Source organism: Mycoavidus sp. B2-EB, from assembly GCF_014218255.1.
GTDB lineage: Bacteria > Pseudomonadota > Gammaproteobacteria > Burkholderiales > Burkholderiaceae > Mycoavidus.
Genome location: NZ_AP021872.1, coordinates 1,174,650 through 1,200,703 on the forward strand (window position 1 = coordinate 1,174,650; position 26,054 = coordinate 1,200,703).

General features: G+C 48.9%; 17 protein-coding genes and 1 other RNA gene. 8 read left to right on the plus strand and 10 right to left on the minus strand.

Features of this window, described 5'->3' with window-relative positions:
- Positions 1–72: 72 nt before the first annotated feature.
- Positions 73–2,319: a bifunctional (p)ppGpp synthetase/guanosine-3',5'-bis(diphosphate) 3'-pyrophosphohydrolase gene (locus MPB2EB_RS05185; protein ID WP_185181302.1), complete on the minus strand. Its 2,247-nt coding sequence runs from the start codon at positions 2,317–2,319 to the stop codon at positions 73–75.
- 154 nt (positions 2,320–2,473) lie between these two features.
- On the opposite strand from MPB2EB_RS05185, the gene MPB2EB_RS05190 reads away from it, so the two are divergent.
- Complete coding sequence (locus MPB2EB_RS05190) at positions 2,474–4,147, plus strand: electron transfer flavoprotein-ubiquinone oxidoreductase (RefSeq protein WP_185181303.1); 1,674 nt, start codon at positions 2,474–2,476, stop codon at positions 4,145–4,147.
- Positions 4,148–4,161: 14 nt separating this feature from the next.
- Here MPB2EB_RS05190 and MPB2EB_RS05195 read toward each other — a convergent pair whose 3' ends face one another.
- From MPB2EB_RS05195 to MPB2EB_RS05205, 3 genes are read right to left on the minus strand one after another with little or no spacing between them, the layout of a single operon-like run.
- Positions 4,162–4,980 carry an ABC transporter ATP-binding protein gene (locus MPB2EB_RS05195; RefSeq protein ID WP_370576585.1) on the minus strand — a complete coding sequence of 273 codons (819 nt, stop codon included), beginning with the start codon at positions 4,978–4,980 and terminating at the stop codon, positions 4,162–4,164.
- Entirely contained in the window at positions 4,977–5,969 is a 993-nt protein-coding gene (locus MPB2EB_RS05200) for an iron ABC transporter permease (RefSeq protein ID WP_185181304.1), read from the minus strand. Before MPB2EB_RS05200 ends, MPB2EB_RS05195 begins: the two co-directional genes overlap by 4 nt.
- Positions 5,970–5,997: 28 nt before the next feature.
- Complete coding sequence (locus MPB2EB_RS05205) at positions 5,998–8,007, minus strand: TonB-dependent receptor domain-containing protein (protein WP_185181305.1); 2,010 nt, start codon at positions 8,005–8,007, stop codon at positions 5,998–6,000.
- Between MPB2EB_RS05205 and MPB2EB_RS05210 the strand changes: the two genes are divergently transcribed.
- From MPB2EB_RS05210 to ssrS, 3 genes are all read left to right on the plus strand, one after another.
- Positions 8,006–8,275: an ATPase gene (locus MPB2EB_RS05210; RefSeq protein ID WP_185181306.1), complete on the plus strand. Its 270-nt coding sequence runs from the start codon at positions 8,006–8,008 to the stop codon at positions 8,273–8,275. The two genes, MPB2EB_RS05205 and MPB2EB_RS05210, sit on opposite strands and share 2 nt — an antisense overlap.
- 16 nt (positions 8,276–8,291) lie before the next feature.
- Positions 8,292–8,633 (plus strand): cell division protein ZapA, encoded by a 342-nt coding sequence (locus MPB2EB_RS05215; protein ID WP_185181307.1) that lies wholly within the window; start codon positions 8,292–8,294, stop codon positions 8,631–8,633.
- A gap of 91 nt (positions 8,634–8,724) precedes the next feature.
- Positions 8,725–8,904: non-coding RNA, 6S RNA (ssrS, locus tag MPB2EB_RS05220), on the plus strand.
- A 48-nt stretch (positions 8,905–8,952) separates the two neighbouring features.
- Here the strand turns inward: ssrS and lgt are convergent.
- Entirely contained in the window at positions 8,953–9,855 is a 903-nt protein-coding gene (gene lgt / locus MPB2EB_RS05225; RefSeq protein WP_185181308.1) for a prolipoprotein diacylglyceryl transferase, read from the minus strand.
- 177 nt (positions 9,856–10,032) lie between these two features.
- Here lgt and ilvD point away from each other — a divergent pair, with 177 nt between their 5' ends.
- Entirely contained in the window at positions 10,033–11,706 is a 1,674-nt protein-coding gene (gene ilvD, locus MPB2EB_RS05230; protein ID WP_185181309.1) for a dihydroxy-acid dehydratase, read from the plus strand.
- Here the strand turns inward: ilvD and MPB2EB_RS05235 are convergent.
- Both MPB2EB_RS05235 and MPB2EB_RS05240 read right to left on the minus strand, forming a co-directional pair.
- Positions 11,703–12,119 (minus strand): DNA polymerase III subunit chi, encoded by a 417-nt coding sequence (locus MPB2EB_RS05235; protein WP_185181310.1) that lies wholly within the window; start codon positions 12,117–12,119, stop codon positions 11,703–11,705. The genes ilvD and MPB2EB_RS05235 overlap by 4 nt on opposite strands.
- Before the next feature lie 13 nt (positions 12,120–12,132).
- The gene (locus MPB2EB_RS05240) at positions 12,133–13,659 is read right to left on the minus strand and encodes a leucyl aminopeptidase (protein ID WP_185181311.1); all 1,527 of its coding nucleotides are present in this window, start codon (positions 13,657–13,659) and stop codon (positions 12,133–12,135) included.
- Positions 13,660–13,754: 95 nt separating this feature from the next.
- Between MPB2EB_RS05240 and lptF the strand changes: the two genes are divergently transcribed.
- Genes lptF through MPB2EB_RS05255 form a run of 3 tightly spaced genes read left to right on the plus strand, consistent with a single transcriptional unit; the run spans position 13,755 to position 17,021 of the window.
- Entirely contained in the window at positions 13,755–14,852 is a 1,098-nt protein-coding gene (gene lptF / locus MPB2EB_RS05245; RefSeq protein ID WP_185181312.1) for an LPS export ABC transporter permease LptF, read from the plus strand.
- Positions 14,853–14,870: 18 nt separating this feature from the next.
- Positions 14,871–16,049, plus strand: coding sequence for an LPS export ABC transporter permease LptG (lptG, locus tag MPB2EB_RS05250; RefSeq protein ID WP_185182672.1), 1,179 nt, complete (start codon positions 14,871–14,873; stop codon positions 16,047–16,049).
- Positions 16,050–16,082: 33 nt separating this feature from the next.
- A complete protein-coding gene (locus MPB2EB_RS05255) occupies positions 16,083–17,021 on the plus strand; it encodes a LysR substrate-binding domain-containing protein (RefSeq protein WP_185181313.1) in 939 nt (312 codons plus the stop codon).
- A 293-nt stretch (positions 17,022–17,314) separates the two neighbouring features.
- Here MPB2EB_RS05255 and MPB2EB_RS05260 read toward each other — a convergent pair whose 3' ends face one another.
- The 3 genes from MPB2EB_RS05260 to MPB2EB_RS05270 all read right to left on the minus strand — a co-directional run bounded on the left by MPB2EB_RS05260 (position 17,315) and on the right by MPB2EB_RS05270 (position 25,997).
- Complete coding sequence (locus MPB2EB_RS05260) at positions 17,315–18,121, minus strand: hypothetical protein (protein ID WP_185181314.1); 807 nt, start codon at positions 18,119–18,121, stop codon at positions 17,315–17,317.
- A 1-nt stretch (position 18,122) separates the two neighbouring features.
- Positions 18,123–25,478, minus strand: a complete 7,356-nt coding sequence (locus tag MPB2EB_RS05265; RefSeq protein WP_185181315.1) for a hemagglutinin repeat-containing protein — start codon at positions 25,476–25,478, stop codon at positions 18,123–18,125.
- A gap of 84 nt (positions 25,479–25,562) precedes the next feature.
- Complete coding sequence (locus MPB2EB_RS05270; RefSeq protein ID WP_185181316.1) at positions 25,563–25,997, minus strand: hypothetical protein; 435 nt, start codon at positions 25,995–25,997, stop codon at positions 25,563–25,565.
- Between the last annotated feature and the right edge of the window lie 57 nt (positions 25,998–26,054).

Genomic DNA, 26,054 nt, shown 5'->3' on the forward strand with positions numbered 1-26,054 from the left:
TCAGCGCTCTAAAGAGAGAGCGCTACCTTAAAATTTCGTTATAGTGATCGCACTAGATAGAGTACTAAGCATTTAGCTTTTACGTGTAGCACGCAGCACCCCTACGACTTCAATTAATAATGCTGCCGCCCGCGAAACCTGCGCAGTACTGGTCACTTCAACCGTGAAGTGCATTAATGCGAGGGCACGCCGGCTCACAATTTTTACGTTAATTACATTGATCTTTTCTCGCGCGAAAACTTCCGAGATATCGCGCAACAGCCCTGGCCGATCAGTTGCTTCTATGACCAGATCAATCGGATAGACTATTGTACCTAATCGGCTCTGTGCATGACTAGACCAAGTCGTTTGCATCACCCGCTCAGGCATCCGTTGCGCCAAATGGAAAAAGCTTGCACATTGAGCACGGTGAATGGAGATGCCCCGAGCGCGTGTCACAAAGCCAGCAATTGCGTCCGGGGGAGCCGGCCGGCAACAACGGGCAAAATGCGTCATTAATGCACTGACTCCAACCACGAGCACACCGCTTGACGCACCTTTCAACACGCTTAAATCACTGCTTTTTCTGGTGATTAACGCAGCAGCACTCTGGTTTTGCTCAGCGCTGGGAGTAACTAATGCTTGCTCAATACTGCGTGGGCTTAGCTCTTCTTTGCTGACGGCAATAAATAATTCTTCGGCTGACTTGAAGCCCAATTTAGCCGCGAGCTCCTCTAAATTAGTAGAGGTTTTTCCTTCGCGCTGTAAGGTTTTCTCAACCAGAACTCGTCCGCTCACGATGTCTTGTTGCAAATCAATCGCATTAAACCAAGCACGCACTTTTTGTTTCGCGCGCGCACTGCTTAAATAGGCCAATTGCGGATTCAGCCAATCACGCGATGGGCCGCCCTGCTTCACCGCTATAATCTCGACCGTTTGCCCATTGTGCAGTGGCGTATTAAGCGGCACCATAGCGCCGTCAATCCGAGCACCGCGGCAATGATGGCCCAGTTCCGTATGCAAATAATAAGCAAAATCGATAGCGGTTGACCCTTGCGGTAAAGCGACCACATGAGCCTGCGGCGTGAGTACGTAGAGGTGATCATCCAGCTCCGCTTGCTTTAATTGTTCCCATGGTTTTTTGTCAGTGCATATATTTTCTGCAGCCTCGCCCTGCGTTACCTCGTCCTTCCACGCAAGTAATTGCCTCAACCAGGCTAACTTTTCATCGTAACGGCTTTGGGCAACCGTCTGCCCATCATAATTCTGTCCGCCAGTTTCTTTATAGCGCCAGTGCGCAGCAACGCCATATTCGGCAAAGCGATGCATTTCATGGGTGCGAATTTGAATTTCCAAGGCACGACTTTCATGATCTAGCACAACGGTGTGCAATGATTTATAGCCATTCAGCTTAGGCCGTGAAATATAATCATCAAATTCTTTTGGGATCGGCTGCCAAAGATTATGCACAATGCCAAGCACGCTGTAGCAATCTTTTATGTCATCCACAATCACGCGCAATGCGCGTACATCATAAAGCTCAGAAAAATCGAGTTGCTTACTGCGCATTTTGCGCCAAATGCTATAGATATGCTTGGGCCTGCCACTGACATCGGCTCGTATACTGGCCTTAGATAATTCAAGTTGTAATTGGGTTATGGTCTCTACGATATAGGTATTACGCTCAATCCGCTTTTCGTCAAGTAAGCCCGCAATGTATTTATAGGTCACCGGCTCTTCAAAGCGAAAGGCCAAATCTTCGAGTTCCCATTTTAGCTGCCAAATGCCAAGACGGTTAGCCAGCGGTGCGTCTAGCTCAAGCATTTCACGCACCGCGGCAAGTGCGGGCCGTTGCTGCGTCGCAGCATAGTAGCGTAAGGTTTGCAGCCGAGAGGCCAGGCGGATCAACACCACCCGCACATCTTGGGCAAAGGCTAACAACATTTTGCGCACAACCTCGATTTGCATCCGCCGCGCGGCCTCAAGATCGCGGCCAGCGCGCTGTGGCCCCACCGCGGATGTCTTCGGTCCTTTGCTGACACCCAGCCGCATCAGCTTGCATACATCCGCTGCAAGCTGTGCAATTTCAGGGCCGAAGCGAGCGACCAGAAGCGCGCCGGGCTCGGTTATGTAATTCAGGGTATTAAAGATAACGGATGCAATCAAAGTGGGTTGATCTACATTCAGCGCTTTAATAATACGCACAACACCTAGCGCATGATCAACGACAGGCTCTCCCGAATCTAATCGGAGCGTACCCGCTTGCTCACGCACAAAGGCGAATGCATCACTCAGCCCTAAAGCACTGGCTGCGGGTTGAGAAAGAATCTCGTGGTTCATTATGAAGCAACAAAAATGGACATCAATTTGTGCGCCCAAAAAAGTTAATTAACAAAATCTCAATCTGTTACAGCTTACTGATTGCTTGCAGTAGAAGGCTACTTCCAGCACAATATTGTTCGCTAAAACAAATCATAATTCGCAGTGGAGAGCTATGTCACCTACCCCCTTTTCTGATCAATCCGGCCAGCGCGAATCGATGGAATACGATGTAGTCATCGTTGGCGGCGGCCCAGCTGGCCTCGCGGCGGCGATTCATCTAAAACAGCTCGCCCAACAAAAAGGCGCGGAAATGAGCGTATGCGTACTTGAGAAAGGCTCAGAAATTGGGGCTCACATTGTGTCAGGCGCAGTCATGGATCCACGCGCGCTGAGTGAGTTATTTCCCGATTGGAAAGCACGCGGCGCGCCGCTTGAGACACTCGTCACTGAAGATCGCTTTTTATTTCTGACTTCCAAACGAGCGTATCAAGCACCCGCTTGGATCCTACCCGAGACTTTCAAAAATCACGGCAATTACCTGATTAGCCTGGCCAATGTCGTGCGCTGGCTCGGGCGCCAAGCCGAAGCGCTTGGCGTTGAAATTTTCCCAGGCTTTGCCGCCGTAGAAATTCTATATGGCGCGCATGGCGCTGTCAAAGGCGTCGCCACGGGTAATTTGGGCATAGGACGGGATGGCCAGCCGACTGAGCAATTTCAGCCCGGCTTAGAACTGCATGCCAAATATACGCTTTTTTGCGAAGGCGCACGAGGCCATTTAGGCCGCCAATTACAAGAAAAATACCAGCTCAGCGCTGATTCCGATCCACAAGTTTATGGTCTTGGCATTAAAGAATTATGGGAGGTCCCAGCTGCACAACATCAACCCGGGCTGGTTATACATACGGCTGGCTGGCCACTTGATCATGCAACTTACGGCGGCTCTTTTCTGTACCATATGGCCAATCAGCAAGTGGCGCTTGGGCTGGTGGTTGGGCTAGGTTACCAAAATCCTTATCTTTCGCCATTTGAAGAGTTCCAACGCTATAAAACGCACCCAGCCATTCGTTCCTTTCTTGACGGGGGCAAACGCATTTCATATGGCGCCCGCGCGATCGCCGCGGGTGGCTTAATGTCGTTACCAAAATTAGTTTTTCCGGGCGGTGCGCTGGCGGGTTGCGAGGCAGGTTTTTTAAATGCCGCGCGCATTAAAGGCAGTCATGCTGCAATTAAAAGCGCAATGCTGCTCGCCGCAGCAACTTTTGAGGCTTTAGTAGAAGGCCGCCAAGGTGACACACTGCACGCTTACCCGCAAGCTTTTAAGCACTCTTGGCTATACCAGGAGCTCTCTCGAGCCCGCAACTTTAAGCAATGGATGAGCAAGGGGCTCACCTTGGGTACCTTAATGACGGGACTTGAACAAAAACTGCTCGGCGGTAAAATGCCATGGACTTTGCACCATCGGCAAGCAGATCATGAGAGCCTAAAACCCGCGGCACAATTTCAGCCTATCGCGTATCCCAAACCTGATGGCAAACTCACTTTTGATCGGCTCTCTTCAGTTTTTCTTTCCAATACCAACCACGCAGAAAACCAGCCCGCACACCTGACATTGAAAGATCCCACGACGCCCATCGATGTCAATTTACGCCTCTATGCGGGGCCAGAAGCTCGCTATTGTCCTGCGGCTGTATACGAATTCGTGGCCGACAACAATAAACCACCGCATTTACAAATTAATGCGCAAAATTGTGTGCATTGCAAGACCTGCGATATTAAAGATCCTACACAGAATATCGTATGGGTTGCGCCAGAAGGCGGCGGCGGGCCGAATTATCCCAATATGTAATAGCTCAATGAAAATTAAACCGGCACTAAGATTTCTGGCTCAACGCCTGGCAAAAGTTTAAACGGATGTTGAAACACACGGCTAACCAAGATGGGCGAGAGAATTTCTCGCGCGGGGCCGCTATAGACGGCTCCGTTGCCATCCAGCAAAAGTGCATGGGTGGCAAACCGACGTGCCAAATTTAAATCATGGCATGAAAAAATAAGGGTGCGTTGCGCACTGCCGGTCCAACTCCGTAAACGCTGTAGGCAATCCATTTGGTAAGGTAAATCTAAATACGCCAGAGGCTCATCTAATAAAAGTAATGGCGTCTGCTGGCATAGCACTGCCGCCAGCGCAACCCGCTGCCGCTCGCCCCCCGAAAGTGACAGCACATCACGCGTAGCCAGCGAGGTTAAATTCCAGCTAGCGAGCGCCGCCCAAGTAGCCAGATGATCTTGCTTAGTCTCCCAGCCCCAGCCTGCCAAATAAGGATAGCGACTCAGTAAGACTGTCTCAAATACACTCGAGCTAAATATATCTTGCAAAGTTTGCGGCAATAACGCCCGCCGCCGCGCAAGCGCAACGGTTGACCATAAGGACAGCGCGCGGCCATCGAGCTCAATCGTACCCTGCTTCGCTTGACGCACGCCCGCTAAGTTTTCGATTAAAGTCGTTTTACCCACCCCATTAGGGCCGGCAATGCACCATATCTGACCCGGCAAAAAGCATTGTGTGAAGCCCGCAACGAGGGTGCGAGAACCCTGCGCGAGCGTCAGTTCACGCACCATCAGGCCCTGCGCTATGGGTGCATCTGCGGCAATTGCTGCGCCCTTTGGCGGGTGCTGATTCATCGGCACGTGCTGGCCAGCAACCATAAAAAAACGGGGACCCCAATCAATGCAGTCACAGCGCCTAATGGTAATTGAAGCGGAGCAGCTATCGTGCGGGCCACCAGATCCGCCGCCAAGGTCAATGCCCCACCGGCCAGGGCAACCGCCGGCAGTAACATGCGTTGATCATTCCCCAGTAAAAGTCGCACTCCATGAGGTACCACTAAGCCAATAAATCCAACGCTCCCAGCACTACTCACCGCGGTCGCAGTAGCCAGTGACGCCAACCAATAAATCCGCCGCCGTAATGGCGCAGCCGCAACCCCTAGCGCATACGCCGCAATCTCGCCCCGCAGCAAGACATTGAATTGTGTGGCATGCGTTAAGCTCATGATAAGTACTCCGGCAAGCACGATGAATGCACACCAACCTTGCGTCGCGCTGCTTAAATCTCCGACCAGCCAGAACACCATGCCACGCAATGCGCGCTCTGGGGCAAGCGTGAGCAAAAGAATCATCAATGCGCCCCACCCCATTGCCAGCGCAACTCCGCTTAATAATAAGCGCGGCGCAGCGCTATGCGATGCGTGCTGCAACCAGATACGCCGCGTGGCGAGCAGTAAAATCATAATCGCGACAAGCGCACCAGCAAAGGCACAAAGATTAATATAAAAAGCCGGCAATGACAGCATCATCGCGCCCAAAGCAAAGGTGGCCGCGCCGCCTGATACGCCTAACACATAAGGATCGGCAAGTGGATTACGCAATAAAATTTGGAGCAGCGCGCCAGCCACGGACAGTAACGCGCCGCAAGCAAAACCTGCTACCGCACGAGGTAGGCGTAAAGTATAAACAATTTGGGTCGCAACACTCTCTTCATCAACAAAGAAAACGCGCAATAATTGCGCGCAAGACAAGGTAACACTACCCACTGCGAGCGAGGCCACAAATACGCTAGCGGCAATTAAGAAAAGCACCGCCCAGATGCATGCGGCGCGCTGTAACGTCATACTTTTGATCATTGGCTATTTGACATCATTAACGCTGCTGCCAACCTAGCGTGAAATATACGCCACGTGGTGCAGCGCGATAGGCTTGAACCAGCTCATGGTTTTTGTTTAACAGATTCTCAATCCGGGTTGCGAGGTGCCATGAGCGGGATAGGTCGTAACGCGCGTTGAGATTCACCACTCCATAGCCACCGAGCAGAGCGCCATTATCATGGCGCTGACCACTCATCAACCACATGCCCCCCACCTGCCAATCGCCCAAGCGCCGTGTCGCGAGGAAGTTTGCCAAATACCGGGCGCGGCGCGGAAGCTCACGTTTATGCGTTTCATCCATGGCGTGTTGCGCGGTCACTGAAGTCCGGATCCGCGTACCGAGTACCCGTCCGTGCCATGATGCTTCAAGTCCCTGCACGCGCGCGCGGCCAATATTCTGAGCTTGATATAACTGAAATACAGTGCTCTGAGTAGAGGGCGCGGGTACCGCTTCAATTAAGTCATTGTAACGTGTTTGAAATACGCTCAAACGTGTCATGCCCAATTGATCTGAAGTATGTTCAATCCTCGCCTCCACCGCTTGACTATATTCAGGCTGTAATTTGGCATTGCCATAATTGGGATAATATAAATCATTAAACGATGGTACGCGAAATGCCGTAGAGTGACTCGCCGTAAATTTCCAATGCGGATCGAAGGAGTAACTGTAGCCGACATAGTAACTATGCGCCACATCGAAATGTGTATATTGGTCGCGCCGCACATTAAATTGAAATTGATGCGCGCCTAAGCCCGCCTGATAGCCCGCAAAACTGGCATGCGAATGCCGGCTAGCGGCTGTATAAAGGCTGGCATCTAAATTTTGCTGAAGGTATTCATAACCAAACCGCAGCTGCTGCCTTGGCCGTAAAGTCAGCTCATTTTGCCAGGTCAGTTGGCGATTGGTGGTGCTGAAATGATTATCGAATATGCCATTTAGCCAATTTAGGTTTTGGTCGTTGCCGCTGGCCACGGTCAACGAAGTGCGCCAGGCTTGGCTTAATTTGCTTTCCACAAACATAGATACCGTGCGCACTCGGTTCTTGGCTAAATTGAGATCCGTTGGGCAACCATAGGCCAGATCAGAACCCACCATCCCTTCTGATTGATAAAAGCGCAGTCCCGCCAGCCAAGCAGGTGTAAAGCGATGCTTAAGCTGAGCGCCGATGCTTTCCGTAAAAAAACCATAGGCCTGCGGATGGACCGCTTGCGTTGGTGACATATCGCGCGTTGCGAAACCTTCGGTTTTCAGGCGTGAGCCATTCAGATTAAAGGTCGTGTCACCTGTGGTGTCAAGTGCGCCAGCTAGGCCAACTTGCTGATGCTGGGTATGATGGCTACCCATTTCCGCCGAAACATTTAATTTTGGCGAAGCTTGGCTACCTTCTTTTGTGAAAATGTGTACCACACCGCCAATCGCGTTTGAGCCATACAGCGCAGAGGCATTGCCACTCTCTACTTCGACCCGTTCAAACTGATCCAACATCAATTGCGATAACTGCGCGCTCCCAAGACTCGCTGAGTCAACGCGCACCCCATCGATCAATACTAAGGTTTGCGTCGCAGCAGCGCCCCGCAAAAAAAGACTACTCGTCGCCCCAGGTCCACCACTCCTAACAACCTGCGCCCCTGCGACAGCAGGCAATAATGCAGGCAAATCTAGTGCACCACTCTCTGCCATATCTTGTTGATTAAATAACGTAGTGGGCGCCAGCGTATGGGTTAATGGTAGCGCTATGCGAGAAGCTGTCACCACCACTTGAGCCAATACCGGAGGCTTAGCCAACGCTGTTGGGTTGAGAGCGAATTTAACTGGACCCATTTTTCCAGGATCCGGCTGATGTGTATCGGCGTGCGCCCACTGCGACAGCATGCTTAGGATGATGCCCATCGGCCACACGAATATCGTCGCTAATTGACGGTTAAGTTTGCCTTTCTTTGTGCAAACTACCGCAACGCGATTTGATACGGTTAAAATACGCTGACTTCCAAGGATGCAGCTCATGCTTAACGAAATAGATTCTTTACGACAAAATATTAGTCGGCTCATTACATTACTCGACCGCTATCGCCAACAATGGCGAGAAGTCACCCAACAATTAGCGCAAACCCAGGCGACCTTAGCCGAGGCCCATTTGACACTCGAGCAAACGCGCAGTGAGCGCGATGCCCTGGCTCGCAAAATCGAAGAGGCGCAGGCTCAATTGAATGCCATTCTTACCCAGTTACCGCCAGCCCTACCTACTGCGCCGCACGCTCACTCCTCTCAATAAACCTCCGTAAGCTCTCATGACAAATAAACAAATTGAAGTCCAAATATTGGATCAACAATACCGCCTCGCCTGCTCAATAGAAAACGAAGCGGCCTTATTGGAAGCTGCGGCACGCGTTGACGCAGAAATGACCAAAGTGCGTGCTCAGAGCACGGCCCGCGGCACCGATCGGATTGCCGTCATGGCCGCTCTTTCGTTAGCTTCCGAGCTTTTATTACTGCAACGTAGCGTACGTCAAAATGAAGCATTCCCTACTGAAGAAATTCGACGTACAATGCAACGTATGAATCAGCGGATTGCCACTACGATTGAGCAGCATGAGCAAAATGTGCTATCGTCAAGCAGTGATCCAACCTAATTGAGGGCTTTAAATAGGAGCCGGCGTAGTATAATTGCTGAATCAATTTTTTGAATTGTTTAAAAAGCCAATGTTGTGATTTAAACTCTAGTTTTCTCTGCCTAGTTCGCGAGGGCCATATACTCTTTGAACCAATGCAATATGCAAAGGTTGCGGAAATTTGTGGTACGGGTGTGAGCATCACTTGTCTGATGCACTCAAAGTACTACTAACTGCGACCATCTTGAACCCCGGTTCAGGATGCTGGTCTAACGGCTAAGGTGGAGATTTTATAATACGGCGTCGAATTCTCGGCGCCGTTTTTTTTACGCTCTAAATGTTACTCCTTAGCCATTGGCAAAGTAGTGAGCGGGCGCCTCCGATAGGTATAAATCAGCACACCAACCCCGACCACCACCATCGGTATTGACAGCCATTGCCCAAGCGACCAACCCAGCGTTAGTAAGCCAAGAAACGCATCTGGCTCACGTAAAAATTCAATCAGAAAACGCGCACAGCCGTATCCAATCAAGAAAACGGCTGAAACTGCGCCAACCGGTCTTACCTTACGCGCAAATAGCCAGACCAGAATAAACAGAGCCCCCCCTTCCAGAGCCACTTCATAGAGCTGGGAAGGATGACGCGGCAGTGCGCCGTATTGTGCAAAAATGGCCTGCAACCCGGATGCAGCAGCCTGCTGCGGATAATTCAAGACCCATGCATAATCTGCGCGTGCCGCCTGTGGAAATAACATGGCCCACCAAGTATCAGGGGTGGTCACCCGGCCCCACAATTCACCGTTAATAAAATTACCTAAACGCCCCGCGGCCAAACCTGCAGGCACCAGCGGCGCCATAAAATCGCTCACTTCTAACCAGCGGCGCTGATGTTGGCGAGCAAAAAGAAACAGAGCAAAACTTACGCCAACAAAACCGCCGTGAAACGACATCCCACCTTCCCATACTTTAAAAATATCCAGTGGGTGAGCCCAGTAATAGCTGGCTTTATAAAACAAAACGTAACCCAGCCGGCCGCCTACAATGGTCCCCAAGACAGCGTAAAACATCAAATCGTCTAAGGCTTTTGCGTTCCAGCCTTGCGCGATGATCTGCGGCAAGTGTAGCCGCCAGCGACCCAACCCAATGGCGGCGAAAAACGCAACCAAATACATTAAGCCATACCAATGCACAGCAAGCGGACCCAGTTGAAGCGCGATCGGATCGAATTGTGGATGGACCAGCATGATTGGACCTATAAACCATTAATAAACCTCACATTATAGTATTTGCAAGCAATAAAAAGAGATTTCATTGCTATACTTAGCTTAGTGATAACAGATTAACCCAAATTTAAACGTGGCAAGCCCAGCGCCGAGTACAGGCGTTGCTTTTTTGCCCGTTTTTTGCCCAAAGGAGAATCCATGCCTCATAACTCACGTTCAAGCCATATTACGCAAGGTATCGAGCGCGCGCCCAACCGATCTATGTATTACGCGCTAGGTTATAAAAAAGAAGATTTCGATAAACCCATGATTGGGGTAGCCAACGGTCACTCTACCATCACGCCTTGCAATGCGGGCCTGCAACCTCTCACAGATGCTGCCGTCAATTCGATTAAAAGCGCTGGCGCGAATCCTCAGACTTTTGGCACGCCCACGATTTCCGATGGTATGTCGATGGGGACCGAAGGCATGAAATATTCATTGGTCTCGCGCGAAGTCATTGCCGATTGCATTGAGACCGCAGTGCAAGGCCAATGGATGGATGGCGTGGTTGTGATTGGTGGTTGCGATAAAAATATGCCGGGTGGGATGATTGCGCTGGCGCGCATGAATGTGCCCGGGATTTATGTCTATGGCGGCACCATCAAGCCAGGCCACTGGCATGGGAAAGATTTAACCGTCATCTCGGCTTTTGAAGCGGTGGGGCAATTCATGGCTGGCCGCATCAATCAAGAAGATTTTGAGGGCATTGAACGCAATGCCTGCCCGAGCACCGGCTCATGCGGTGGTATGTATACCGCGAATACCATGAGCTCATCCTTTGAAGCCCTCGGTATGTCATTGCTCTATTCGTCAACGATGGCGAATCCTGACCAAGAAAAAGTTGACTCCGCTGCTGCCTCGGCGCGCGTTCTGGTTGAAGCGGTCAAACGCAATTTAAAGCCACGCGACATTATCACCAAAAAATCCATTGAAAACGCCATCTCCGTGGTCATGGCAACTGGCGGCTCAACCAATGCCGTTCTACATTATCTGGCGCTGGCCCACGCCGCTGAGATAGATTGGACGATCGATGATTTTGAGCGGATCCGTCAACGCGTCCCAGTGATTTGTGATCTCAAACCATCGGGTCAGTATGTGGCGACGGATTTACATCGCGCCGGCGGCATTCCGCAAGTGATGAAGATTTTATTAAATGCCGGCCTACTACACGGCGATTGCATGACCATCACCGGTGCTACACTCGCTCAAGAATTAGCCGCTGTACCAGATACACCTAATCCCGAACAAAAGGTTATTTTTCCAATTGAAAAAGCCTTGTATCAGAAAGGTCATCTCGCCATTTTGAAAGGTAATCTAGCGCCAGATGGCGCCGTTGCAAAGATCAGTGGCCTCAAAAATCCTGTGATTACGGGTCCAGCACGCGTATTTGACGACGAGCAAAGCACGCTTGCCGCGATTCTTGCAGATCAGATTCAAGCTGGCGATATTCTTGTACTACGCTATCTTGGCCCGAAAGGTGGCCCGGGCATGCCTGAAATGCTCAGCCCCACCTCGGCTCTGGTTGGCAAGGGTTTAGGGGAATCCGTCGGTTTAATTACCGACGGCCGCTTTTCTGGCGGGAGTTGGGGGATAGTGGTTGGGCATGTTGCACCTGAAGCGTTTGTGGGCGGCACGATCGGCCTCGTGCAAGAAGGCGATTCAATTACCATCGATGCGCACCAATTACTGCTGCAATTAAATGTCGAAGAAGCTGAACTCGAGCGCCGCCGCGCCGCCTGGAAGCAGCCAGCCCCCCGCTATACGCGTGGCGTATTGGCGAAATTCGCGACTCTCGCACTGCCCGCAAACCGCGGCGCGTCCACCGGCTAATCACCCCGCTTGTAAGTGTTAGGCTGGTAGCCTTGCTCACGATAAAAGCGATACCTTTCACGCGCAGCGGCAAGCTCATTCGCCCCGCTGCCAACGACTTCAAGCACCCGCGTAAAATGAGCAAAATCAGGCGCGGCAACCGTCCCAAGATTGAGCAAAACCCGGCCATATAATGCGGGTTTTGCCTGAGTCGCTAAAACAATCGGGGTGACTGCGCAAAGCGCATCATCTGCCATGCAATGTGGGATAAATTCAAGCGCAGAAAAAGTCCATAACTGCGCATCAAAAACCCGCAAAAGCGCCGGCTCAGCAAGGACTAGCAGTGACTGGCCTGCAGCATAAACCTTGCGCACGAGCCGACACGCATAGTCAAGTTGATCCCCAACATGCGTATGAAAATCAATTTGCGTCATAACGGATAAACGATTAGCGGGTTGCGCGCTCAAGCAAAAATTGCGTCAACAATGGCACTGGCCGCCCAGTTGCGCCTTTGGCCGCGCCGCTTTTCCATGCAGTACCTGCAATGTCCAAATGCACCCAAGGGTAAGCTTGCGTAAAGCGCGCTAAGAAACAAGCCGCTGTCACACTACCCGCAGGACGCCCACCAATGTTCGCCATATCAGCAAAATTGGATTTAAGCTGTTCTTGGTATTCATCATCAAGCGGCATACGCCATGCCGTATCAGCCGCCACTGAAGCCGCTGCCAGCAGTTCATTCGCTAGCGCGTCTTCTTTCGTATATAAGCCGCTATGATGGTGACCGAGCGCGATCACACAGGCCCCGGTTAGGGTTGCAATATCAATCACCAGCGCCGGTTTAAAGCGCTCAACATAAGTCAGCGCATCGCACAAAATCAAACGCCCTTCAGCGTCCGTATTCAAGACCTCAATCGTCTGTCCTGACATGCTCGTTAAAATATCGCCGGGTTTATAGGCATTGCCTGCGGGCAGATTTTCACACGTTGGAATCACGACAACAAGATTCAACTTTACACCCAGTTCAGCGACCGTACGCAACGTGCCAAGGGCTGCGGCTGCACCGCACATATCGTACTTCATTTCATCCATGCCTTCGCCGGGTTTGAGCGAAATCCCACCCGCATCGAAAGTAATACCCTTGCCGACTAAGACAATCGGCTTGGTTTTTGCTGCAGCGCCTTGGTAATGCAACACAATCAATTTCGGCGCTTCGGTCGAGCCTTTCGCAACTGCTAGAAAGGCGCCCATTTTTAGGCTCTCTAATTGTTTTTGCTCCAACACCTCGACTTTTAAGGTCAATTCACGAGCCAGCTCTTGCGCCGTCCGCGCTAAGTAAGCGGGCGTGCAAATATTGCCAGGCAAATTGGCTAAGTCGCGCGTCAGATCCATTCCATTAGCCAGCGCAACGCCCTGTTTAGCCGCCGCCTTTGCACTTTTCTCGTCCGCTGCATGTACCGTGATGATGACCTTTTTGGGCCGAACCTGGCTAGGCTCAGAGGCGCTTTTTAGCTGCGTAAATTGGTAAGCGATTTCACGCATTAAACTAATCGACAAGCGCACCCCTGATGCCGCAGCCAATTCGTTGCTACATTCTTGGGCCAGTGTCCAACATAAATTTTTGACACCCGGAACAAACGTGGGCGTGATCAAAAGTACGCGTGCAACCGCGCGCACGGCTTGCGCAAAAACTTTGGCGTTAAGATTCTCGCGTGGCCCAAGGCCAACGACTAAGACGCGAGCTGCGCTCGGACCCGCCGTCTCGTGCAACATCCGCGCCACACCGCACTTGCCACTGACCTCTCCCGCTTTTACAAGCCGACTCACTGCGCCATCCATAGCTTGATCAATTTGTTTGGCAACCCCTAGCAGAGAACCCCCTTCAAAGAGCCCAATTACAATACAACTAGACTGCGCCCGCAGCATTTCAGTTTGGGCAGCTCTATTCCAGTTACATGCTTTTATGCTAAAGTCCATCGCGCTCTCCTTGGATAAATTGGGTTTACTTTGAAGCAAACCATGATTATCCGCTATTTTCTTTAGTTGCTGCCTGTGTAGCCGCTACAACCGCCATGATTTTCGAACGTTCTCTGCAACGCGAGCTTGCATATACGGCTTTAGCCGTGTTTATGGTATTGCTAACCATTATGTTAGCCACCATGATGATTCGCATTGTCGGCTTTGCCGCCTCAGGCAAGGTCGATCCGCGCGATGTACTATCACTCATCGGCCTTACCGTGATTGGTTATCTCGCAGTCATGCTGATTGTGACGTTATTTGTCTCAATTCTGTTTGTGCTGACGCGCTGGTACCAAGATTCGGAAATGGTAGTTTGGATGTCATCTGGCGTCAGTCTCACGCATTTGATTAAGCCCATTGCGGTTTTTTCGGCGCCGCTGATTGTGGCGATTGCGTTTTTCGCTTTCGTCGGCTGGCCCTGGTCAAACGAACAGAGCAAAATTTTACGCGAACATTTTGCGCAGCGTGACGAAGTCTCCTTGCTTGCGCCAGGTCAGTTTCGAGAATCTGCCGCCAACAAGCGGGTTTTTTTCATCGAAAACATCTCGCCTGACGCGACCAATGTACGCAATGTTTTTGTCAGCAGTACCGAAAATGGCAAAGTTAGCATTATCGTTTCAAGCCAGGGACACATCATAACGCAACCCGATGGCGAGCGCTTTGTAGTACTTGAAAACGGGCGCCGCTACGATGGTCAACCGGGCCAACCTGACTACCGCATCATGTCATTTGAACGCTATGGCGTACGCATTGGCGAACAACGCTTTGTTAACACCCCCACCTCAACCAGCACCTCAACCCTACAACTCATTCAGCAGCCTAGTTCAGTCAATTTAGCCGAGCTTGCATGGCGTGCCGGTTTGCCATTGATTGCGATCAATTTGATGTTACTCGCCATTCCGTTGGCCTATCAAAATCCCCGTCGCAGTCGCACCATCAATTTGGTCATGGCCGTTCTGATTTACCTAACTTATTCAAATTTGCTGAATTTAATGCAGTCTTGGATTGAGCAAGACAAAATCTCATTCGGCATAGGTCTATGCATCTTGCATCTTATTGCTGCCGCGGTGGTTGTGCTACTTTTTGGGTTACGCACACGTCAGCGACCATGGCTTAGCTATCTATCGATGGCTAGATCTAAAGAGAAATAAATTATGTCTGCTCCTGCAATGCCCACTTCTCTATTAGTGTATGAAGGTTATTTAGCGCGCCAGATTTATGCCACGTTCGGCTTTGTGTTGTTTGCATTTTCTGGGCTTTTTTTCTTTTTTGATTTGATTAGCGAACTCAACTCAATCGGACAGCACAATTATAAATTTGGTTACGCGGTCATACGTGTCGCTTTACTCGCTCCATCTCGCTTATATGAAATAATTCCAGTGGCGGCGTTAATTAGCGCAATTTATATCTTCGCTACTATGGCTGCTAACTCAGAGTATACGATCTTGCGCATTAGCGGTTTATCGACCCGGCACGCACTCAGCGCTCTAATAAAAATTGGCATCCCGTTGGTGGTGGCTACTTTTCTCCTTGGCGAAGCAATTAGCCCTTATGCCGACCAATTATCGGAGCGTGTGCGGCTCGAAGCATTAGGCTCCTCCGTATCTTCGAATTTTCGCTCTGGGGTGTGGGTCAAAGATACCCTAGACAATGACGGCGCAGGCCGTCCCGTCATGCGCTTTCTGAATGTTGGCGAGCTCATGCCTGATACAACAATTCGCCATGTTCGCATTTATGAATTCGATCATCAATTTCAGTTAACCGATGTGCGCGTTGCCCAACGTGGCAAATTTATCCCACCTGATCACTGGCAGCTGACTGAAGTTCTTGCAACCCATTTATCTAAGCCGACCTCATTGCCGCCATCAAGCAGTGCTGTGAATAAAAAACCTGATCTGCTGCAACCGATTTATCACGCGGCACAAGTTGCCTTGCCTGAATATTTAATGCGCTCACAGCTGACGCCACAAATTCTGTCTGTATTGCTGGTAGCACCTGACCGCATGTCAATGTTCGATTTATTTTCATATATTCGCCACCTACAAGAAAATCATCAAGATACGCAGAGCTATGAAATAGCCCTCTGGCGCAAATTTCTCTACCCATTCACGGTCTGGGTCATGCTTGCGCTTTCTTTGCCATTTGCCTATCTGCATACCCGCGCCGGCGTAGTCGGCATTAAAGTATTTGGCGGCATCATGCTCGGCATGAGCTTTCAGCTCATCAACACGCTGTTCTCGCATATCGGCACGCTCAATACCTGGCCCGCGCCGCTGACTGCTGCCACGCCGAGCTTGATTTATATTGCGCTTGGCTTAATTGCATTGCGTTGGGTTGATCGACATTAATAATTTATTCATATTCTTAGGCCGTCTTCAAATATGAATCTTCATCAGTTTTACTTTATACGCGAAGCCGTTCGGCGAAATTTCAATTTAACCGAAGCGGCTAAAGCACTGGCGACGTCACAGCCCGGCGTATCAAAAGCGATTATCGAGCTTGAAGATGAATTAGGGGTCGATATTTTTAGACGGCATGGCAAGCGGGTACGCTCGCTCACTGAGCCTGGACGTGCGATTTTATTATCCGTTGAAAAAATATTACAAGAAATCGATAATATTAAACGTGTTGGCAAAGAGTACGCTGAGCAAGATCAGGGCAAACTCGTATTGGCGGCAGCCCAAGCCTGTACCTGCTACACGCTACCCTCTGTAATTACCGAATTCAAGAAAAAATTTCCCCGAGTTCGCTTATCCATCACGCTGAGCACGCCAACTCAAGTAGCCGATCAAATCAACCGCGAAGAAGCCGATCTCGGGCTGATGATTGAAGCGGTGACAGGTTATCCAGAACTCAACTTAACGCCCTCTTCGCCATGGCATTATATCGCTGTCATGCCGAGCAATCACCCGCTTACGGCAAATGAATTCACCCTTGAAGAGCTAGCCCGCTATCCGCTCTTGATCTATGATACCGGTTGCGCAAATAGCTACGCGAAGCTGCTGCAGACGTTTACGCTCCAGTCATTAACGCCAGAAATTGCGCTTACAGCGACCGATGCTGGCACCATCAAAACCTATGTTGAACTAGGTTTAGGTATTGGTATCGTACCTAATATAACCTTGAGTGCTGAACTCAAGAACGGTGCGCTACGCGTGCTACCATTAGCGCATTTATTTGGCAGTTATATGACATATATTGTGCATAAACAAGGGGTTTACTTACGTCGCTATATGACTACCCTGATTGAAATGCTAACGGTGCAACGCAACGAAGTTGAACCAATACAAAATGATGAATATCCGACTAACGCACTTTGAGTCTAAATGGCTAATGTTGCCTAAATCTCGCGTACTAGCAACTCGATTCAATCAGTTGAAACGTAATGACGAGAATGTGGTCGCACATGGCTTGTGCCTTCTTATGGCAGCCTATGTGGAATTTCAACACGCCTTAGTTTTTTTAGCTTTATATAACAGTTTTCAACAGACACAATAAATTCCAGAAAATCTACTATGTAAGTTGTGCGATTTACAAACATCGTTTCAATTTTCTGCAAACAGTTTTTAATGTTTTTTAGGGTAAAAAGGAGAAGGTTACCCTACGGCCGGGTTCATTCCTTATAGTTATAATGCACTGGCACTTTATAGTCTTCTGGGAAAGAGGGCCAATTGAAACGTTCATCTGTCCGGGCATTTCTTAGTGCTATTCTAATCGCCTTCAAGAATTTATAAAGCTGAAAATTGATTAGTCTAATTCTCTGGAGAATCGCCCGAACTGCTCGCCAGTCCTCTTGTATAAAGGCTTTTTCATATCCCTCAAAAGCTATTTGCAAAGCTAGCAGCTTCTCATAGAAAACTTTATTGAAGTCGACGTTCAAGTCAATGCCCCATATCAAGCGCCCTGTTCTTTTATCTACACGCTTTAACTCTTCATCTGTCACTCCTTGAGATTTGACTAGATCTATCAAGATCTTTTGAATTTTAGCTAAATCATTCCACTCCTTTTGGTCAATTTCATTTATTTTTTCATCTAAATATTTCTTTGGAATGGCATAACCTAACCCAAGAGAAGGCCAATTATAATTTTTGTTATTCAGAATTTTTGTTAAATCATGTGATATTGACCAAAATGGACTAATTGCCAAGTCACCAATTTTTATAGAAGCATGCATAAGTCCTGCCTTAGCAGCCAACCTATCTTTCTCCAATAGCGCTCTATCATATAAATTAATTTCTCTCTTTAATGAGTCCCAATCCTCTTTGAAATCTTTGTTCAAATCACGCCTCCAATTTATATGCCACACTGAAAATCCAGTCTTTTTGTGTGACGCGCTTAGATCAATATCTGTCAAACCATGAGATAGAAGAAGTTTTGCAAGATACTCTTTGAATTTATTAAAACCCAATATAAATTTCATTTTATTTCCTCAATTTCCTGCCTTCTGCTTTATCAGTCTTACCTTCATTAATTGTGCCATCAAAATTTAAGACATGTTTAAATTCTTTGTGTCTATCAAGAACCTCCAAATGATTTTTGTGCGCTGTATCTAAGTAGAAGAAATCGCCCTCATTTACTATACCTTTAATTTCATCGGTTGCTTTGTATAGCCTTGCCCCTTTACAAATTTCTTTAGTGGGCTTAGCTATATGCTTCATCTCTTTCCCAAACTCTGTTTCATTAAAGAATTTCTCCATATTACCCACAGAGCCAGCATTCGGCACAAAATCCCTGTCTCTATTAGCCTTCTTCCTTTCACTAAAAATAACCGTATCAGATATATCCAACTCCTGGACCCCTGGATTTATCAGAGGCTCTACTTTATGCTCGCCAGATTGATCTGGCGTACTCATAGGCTCAACGACAAATTTATCCGATTGATCCGGCATGCTTTCAGGCATCTCCTTTTCTTCCTGATGCCAAGCTCTGCCGGGAAGTGGATCAAACTCCTGAGGTGCTATCGGAAAAATAATGGGCCGCTGAGGGGGCTGTATTAACTGATTTTCATCTTCTTCAGGCTGCGCTACAGGATAAGCTTGATTTTTTCTATACGCTTCATAAGCATTCCAGGCCACTAAGCCTGCAGTCACCGCAGTTAATGCAACAAGCCCAGGTGGAGTAACCGCAAACGGTGCGACCCATACCATGGCATTATTTTCTGTCTCAATCTGCGCTGCATTCTGCGCGGAGGTTGCATCCGCTCCTCCGATACTGGTCGCCCCTGCCACTAGGCTCGTGACGATATTTTTGCGCGCTTCTTTCTCCTCTTCAGAAAGATCTTTTACAGGACCTAATAGATGATTCACCCAGACACTGGCGCTGGCTCCCAGAGCCGCTGAACCACCCGACTGCCCCTGCGCAACTGCGCCACCATACGCCAGTGCGCCCTGCAAGGCCGCACGTGCCACCTCATCATTCAAACCATCGGCAATATGTTTAATCTTTTCTGCACCCAAACTTTGCAAATAGTTGAGTGCTGCGGCTTGGGTAAATTGCGCAGTCGCCCCTGTCACATTACCCGAGGCTGCTGCCGTTAACGCAGTGACAATGCGACGGTAGGTACCGCCTACTCCCCATTGCTGATTCAAGGTCTGTGCTTGCGTACGTAACTCAGCCGCGGTTTCCAGCAATTCTTGCCGCGCTACAGGCATTAGCTCCTCATCGGCCTGTCTCTCTATACGCTCGGCTCGCTCAATTTTATGATCTGCTTCTCTAGCTCGATTGGAGATAAACGTATTCGTTTCCCGACCTAATGCACCAACAATATCAAGGCTAGCCTGAATCTTAGCCTGGTTAAAAATGGGTTCTAACGCCGCATGGCTGTGTGCTGGATTACGGTTTAGGCCAGCAATCGTCTCTGCTGCGCTTTGCCCCGTCAATGCCTTTTGCCGCGACTCATGCGTAATTACAATTTCCGCACCGCTAATCGCACTTTGGGTCATTGACGCGGCTTGGCCCGAAGCGCGCATGGCGATCGGCAACGCAGCGCTAGTGCCTTTTAAACTAGTCAACTGATTACCCTTATGCGCTGGCGTGACCGCTTGACCGCGTTGGCTCGAACCCACTCCTCGGCCGCCTTTGCTGTACCCAATGCCTAAGCTTAAGCTGTTTGCGTCGTAGTGTGCTTGATTCTCTATCGCACGAGCCTCTAAAGTACCCGTTATAAATCGATTCTTGCCCTCTTCAATCGCGTGATCTGTACTAGCGAGTACGCCCCCCATCAGCTTCGTATCGCCTTTGACTTCAATTTGGAAGCCTCCTGCACCAGATTGAATGCCCGTTTGCTCTGCTACGCTCAGATAACTACTATTTATCTTTTGTTGTGAGAAATTAAGGCTCACCGCAGAGGCAGGACCATAGGTAGCGCTGCCGCTGATACTTTGATAGCGGCTGTTATATGTATTCGCGTTCTGCACGCTTTCAATTTCCAAGTCACCTTCAATTCTGGCTGCGACTTGCTGACCAGAGAGTTGAGCGCCTTTTAAGCGAACATCACTTTGCGCGGCTAACATCAGTTGATGACCGGCTCTGATCTGAGCGGGTGTATGGCTAACTTCAACGCCCTCTGTGTGGCCGCGCCCACTGCTGATTGCAACCGATGCGCCTGCTGAGCTACGGGCTCCGAGGGTTGCCACTACCCCTGCTGCACTACTTTGGCTGTGTTGCTCACTATGCTGGGCAAAGGTGCTAGGCGCTGCCTCAATTCTCAACGGGCCTTCTACTTTGAGCCGAACATCGTGCTTGACTTCAATCTGAGAACCGATGATATCAAGGGTTGATCTTTCGCCTAAACCTTCCATCTCTAAGAGCACGGTACCACCCGCCGCAATGGTGCTGCCCATTGCCATTGCGCTCAACTGGGTTTGCTGAAACGCATGGCTGCTTTCGCCCATCATCGCGCTAACAGTAGCGCCACCGGCTGCGCTAGGATCGACTTGGATTGCATCATAGGCGTTTTTAAGCGCGAGTGCGCCTGTGCCAGCGGCTAAAGCTTGCATGCGTGAGTCATTGACTTGGGTACCGGCCTCAAGCATTTGCTGACCGGTTTGCGCAGCAGCAATGACTGGCGCACCCACGGAAACGGTCAAACCAGATTGATGCATTTCGCTACGATGCCAGCGCCGGCCTTGTTCATAGACTGCATCGATGGTGCCTTTGAGTGCTTTAGCCTGAATACTGCCCTCTGGCGTAACCAGCTGACTGCCGCTTTGTTGATATTCGCGGCCAGCTATGGCCTGGATCTGACCTGACACACTGCCAACCACAGTGCCAACATACGGGGTGTTTTCAGCTTCGAATTCCTCTATTTGTTCACGCTCGCCAATGGTGCACCCTAGACTACCGCTTTCTAATAGTCCTGAGCGCTCTTTGACTGAGTAATGGCTCGCTTTCTCAATCTGCTTAGCTGCTTTGAGCTTGATGTCATTGTCAGCATACAAACCCACATTACGCATGCCGACTATGTTTGAACCCGTAGCGCTAAGATCGTGCCCAGCCTCTAGCTTGACGGTATCACCTGAGAACGTACTGTTCAATGCTTGTTTTTTATAGTGTTGAGTTTGGGTTAATTCACTTGAAGAAGAAAGTAAATGATTAAATTTTTGATAGCGAGATTCAGCAAAAGCGTGCTCTTCATAGGCTGCTGCCAGGTTAATATCTCTGCCAGCTTTGACAGAAAGGGTGCCCCCTACATGCACATAAGCGCCAACTGCATTGACATCATGACCCGCCTTAAGCTCAAGTGGCCCACCTGTTTGAATGGACGTCCCCACTTCGGTTTTTCTGCTTTGGCTTAACGAGTTCTGCTCATCCCAGGTCAATTGCTGCTGCGCTGCGATAGCGACAGTGCCTAATGTGAGGTTATGTCCCGCTTCTAAAGTTGCAGCTTGATTGACTTCGACGCGAGTCGCTGCCAGTTCAAGGTTTCTCCTAGCCTGAATTTCCAGTTGCTCTGCTTGAATACGGCTTAAGCCATCTAGCGTAGTCAAGCTAGCGTTAGATATCTGGGTCGTATGAGTTTGACTTTGTAGATGAATATCGCGCTCGGCTTTCAAGGCAATTTGTTTACCGGCAAGTGTACCCGCGCGGCTGTCGATATCTTCGCTAGCATGTAAAGAGATATTGTCTAAGCTTACGATTGCGCCGCGTCGGTTATCAATATTTTGCGCGTTAAGATTGATACTCCCTGTGCTGATCATCGTGCCGGCATTTTGAATCATGCCACGGCTGGTCAAATCAATCTCGCTAGCAGCGATACCCGAACCTCCTAACCGCGGTACATGGATGCGTGCGCCAGAAAGATACAATCGCGGTGCGAGTACAGTTTGCTCCGAACCATCAGGCAGTCTAACCGTTTGATTCACCAGCCAGACCATATCATAGGGCAATAGCGCTTGCTGTTCAGCTGTCAATGGCATGCCTAATTGCAGGCTAGCCTGGCGCGCATATTCTGCGCCCGCTCTCATTAAAGCTTGATATTCAGCTCTTTGACTCCTTTGATATGACAGTGCATATTGACCCGCCAATGCAATGCTTTGATCGCGTATAAGTTGCTGCTCATAAAAACCGCTCCCTAGGCGCTTGGGTGCATTTCCCAGATTAACACCCACCAGATTTAATAGGTAATTACTTGATAAAGGCAAGTCAGTACGATTAAAACGTGGGTCGAGCTCGACTAAAAAAGGGTGATCCAGTGCAGTCTGCAAAATATGCATGCCGCTTGTAGGTAAAGGCTGAACCGTTAAGCTATTCGTATCTTGAGCTTGTATTCTCAATAGATCAGGTGTTTTGTGCTGAACCAATCTACCTTCTGCCTGAGTCGTGAGATCCAACTTGCGCTGCTGTGTAATCGGAGGAAGTCTATAGTCGATAAAGCCACTATACGTACGCTCCCATCCTCCAAAATGGCCGCGCCAATCACTGCGCGTATAACGGGAAAGCCCTACATCTATTTGGGTAATTAAGTTAATCGCGTCACGATTTTGATCCATCTCGAAAGTATCATCCAGAGGGAGAATTTTGCCGCCAGCGATCAGCTTGCTTTTGTCATTGCGCACCATGCCAGACAATTTCATATCGCCACCGGCCTGGATCGTCGCAGGCGCGCATTCTTCGACGACCGTATCTTTTACGATTCGCATATAGCCGTATTCAGTATAGTCAGCGAAAGGAGCAGCGCTTCCGTCTGTCACCATTTGACGGCCTCCCCGGCTGGCATCCCATGACAGTTGGTCAAGGCGATAGCGCTGAGTTGACCCTTCGGGTTGTACTTCTACAATGAATTGCTCATCGATCACCCGCTCTCGAGTTTTGAAATAAGCAGTTTTATTGATGATTCGAAAAGTATCAATTGAAAGTTGACCTACCGCATCCATCGTAGCGGATGAGTTAATGGTGCGCTGCGCCTTATCCGTTGCTTGGTTTTGCGCATTAAGCTGTAGACCAATAGCCATATCGCCACCACTGAATAGCAGGCTATGATCTTTGTTTTCAAGCCAATTAGCTCCTATATCCAGACGTTTATCCGCCGCAATGACGCTTGGCTTATATCCATTGACAGTATATTTTGTCTCAAAGTTAATTAAGGTCTTAGCACCCACTGCAACCGTGTCGCCATAGATCAACCCTTTATTATTCAACGTAGCTTCTGCTTTGAGCAATACCTGAGACCCCGTAATCAGTGCCTCTGTTTGATTGTCAAAATTGATAGCGTGAATCAGCATCTGCTTTCCGCTTAGCATGATTCCTTTATTCACAAAATCGCCTTGAGCGAGTGTAAGCACTTCTTCTTTATTGGGCATATTAGATGTCCTGCGCGAAGAGACGAAAGTCCCCACTGCCGTGCTTCCCTTGAAGTTCCCATGGGCCGCCTCTAATTTGAGATTTTTACCCGCCAACATCTGATTAGCTTGGCCATTCAATACACTTTGTGCATTTATCGTAATATTTCCATAACTGATTACCAAGCTTGGCCACTCAGCTGGCTTATCAAGTACGGTGTTATTTTTGAGTTGCCCTGCAATAATCCGTGTATTACCCCCGCCAACGTGCACGATATGCCCGCTGTCATTCTCTAACTCATTGACTACTCTCAGTTCAAGCTTTGCAGGGTCTCTATCGAATAGCAACGTAAGTTGCTCGCCCACTTGCGCTGTTTGCTGCTTTTTAACCTCATCTATCCATGCTTTTCCTCTGTCAGCCATCGTGCCGACCGGTATCGCAGTCAGCTCGCCTTGATAAATCGTGCTAAGTCGGTTTTCTAATTTTTGCGCATTCAGTGTAAGAGAGCCTGAACTCGCAATCATGCTGCCTATATTCGTCTTGCTCACATCTTGAGGCTCAGAGTGATTGACGATGGATGCAGCAGTAAGCTGAGTCTCACCTTTGCCAAAAATAACGCCAGATTGAATATTCTCGATTTTTTCAGTTGCTGAAATTTGTGTTTTTCCGTTACCACGGTTGATCATCTGCGCTGCGCTATTTTTAATTTCATCAGCTTTAACGAGCAACGTTCCGGTTTTGCTTGAAGCTTCAATTTTGCCTGTTTCATTACTTAAGAATTGCGCCTCAGCCCTGACCGCCCCGCCACTTATCACGCCTTGGTTTTTGAGTTTTTCAGCCTTAATCGTGGTACTAGAACTATCGATTGAAGAATCTGAATAGGTCTCAATCTCCGTTGCAGAAATTTGCATTTCCCCATTGCTATGCAAAGCGCTCTGGTTAATTAATTTGCCCTTAGTCTGAAACGATAAATGACGCCCTGCTTGCAAAGCTTGGTAGTCAGTATGCGTATAATCCTCCTGTAACGATACCGACAGATCACGTTTTGCTTTGATCATGCCAGGGTCTTCTAGCGCAGAGGCTTTTAACTCCAGATCTTTATTTGATCCAATGACTCCAGTCTGACTGTTCAAATAAGTAGCTTTAATTTCAACCTTTGCGCCCTCTCCTTGATGCAGGATGCACCCGCTCTGGTTATTTAAAGCTGCAACGTTTATTGTGAGTGCTCCAGTCCCCGCTGCAATATTGACCAAACCATGGTCATTATTGAAATGACCGGCGCTACTCAAGCTCAAATCGCCATGATTTGTATGCAGGCTACCCCGATTCACTATGTCACCCGAACTCGAAACCCAGAGTTCTTTCTCAGCACGTACTTTAGCGTGCTGGTTTAGAGTCAGCTGGCCTAAATCAGGTGTTTTGTTGGAATTAGTAAGCGGGCCAACTACATTCTTCCAATAGCCAGTTTTCGTGTAATTCAGCCAGTTGGCTCCGCTTAATAAATGAATGCGCTTAGCCTGTAATTTGCCTTCTATTTTGATGCTATAGGCAATTAAATCCAGTGATTCAAGCAGCTTTAGTTTTGCCCCAGAGCGGATTGTAATTTGCCCTTCAGCTACACGCAGTGTTTCAAGATCACCGTTCTGTCCCCAAATCGGCGAACCTGTTGTCAACGCAATGTGACCATTATTCAAAAAACGGTAACCCCAGTAAGATAGGCCATGAGCATTAATACAAGACATTTCAGCCGGCTGCCCAGCAATCTTCACGATACGATTAGGCTGGGATGGCATCTCTCCAGTGACTTCATTCAGAACCATCTTTAGCGTTAAGTCGCTCTGTGGTTGCGGGCCACGCACCATCGTCCATTTTGGCTCAGTTGTCGGGCATGCGTCTTTTTCAAGCGCAGACTCGTGGGTATCTGCCAGGGGCGTCGTCAGTTGGCGAATGGATGAAGATGACTGAAATGGCTGAGACGTATTCTGAATGGGATTCATAATCGGATTCTCCAGGCATATAGCAAAGCGCGCAGAAAAAAGCTGCAATTTCTTGAAAAACTTCGATTAATGCTCGGCTGCACGTTATGCTTTGTCTAAAATTTTATTTTTTAACGCACTGATTTTTTGCTTAAGGACTTTATTTTTTTCAACGAGCGCCGCGTTGTCTTGAACAACTTCAATACTGCCCTGAAGATACTCTATCGTCTCTCGGATTTTATTAGCTTCCTCGCTTAAATCATCTAGAGCCTTCAGATCTTCTCTTGCAGAGAGTGGCATAGCTGACCTTGCATCATCTATGATTCTTTGCAGTTGGACTGTATCTACCATCACTGCTTCTAAAATACTTTGTTCAACTTCCAGATCTGCGCCAGATTTTATTTTCTCTTCAACACGTTTAACCAAATGCGTCAGACGAGCCATCAGTAATATTGCTTTACTTGCAAAAGCACCTACAGGGGTCATTAATGACCGGTTTAAATCACATGCGATCCTTTCTAAATGCTCTGCTGCCGTCATTAGTCCAGGAGTCAGATTTTCTGATGAAAATTCTTGTAATATTCGATCTAATTCACG